Annotated in this window: 1 protein-coding gene; it reads left to right on the forward strand. The window is 57.7% G+C overall.

Going from position 1 to position 300, the window contains the following annotated elements:
* The coding region (locus H4O21_RS25370; protein ID WP_220495938.1) for a COX15/CtaA family protein at positions 1-300 on the forward strand (300 nt) is incomplete at both ends.

The raw sequence follows: 300 nt of genomic DNA on the forward strand, positions 1-300 counted from the left end.
GTTGGCGGTACTGGTGATAGGGCTTGGTGCCAGGACCCGTCTGGTCGACGCCGGTCTCGGTTGCCCGGACTGGCCGGGCTGCTATGGACACCTGATCATACCCACAACGGAAAGTCAGCTGGCACGGGCAACAGAATTATTTCCCGAGCATAGGGTTGAGGTCAGTAAGGGCTGGCCCGAAATGATCCATCGTTATGCGGCAACGGCCCTTGGTCTGGTGATTCTGTTGGTGGCGATTCAGGCCTGGCGCTGTCGACATATCGCAGACTACCCGCAAAAACTCAGTCATATTCTGCTGGG

The organism is Oceanospirillum sediminis (assembly GCF_014164585.1).
In the GTDB taxonomy this organism is placed as follows: domain Bacteria; phylum Pseudomonadota; class Gammaproteobacteria; order Pseudomonadales; family Halomonadaceae; genus Oceanospirillum; species Oceanospirillum sediminis.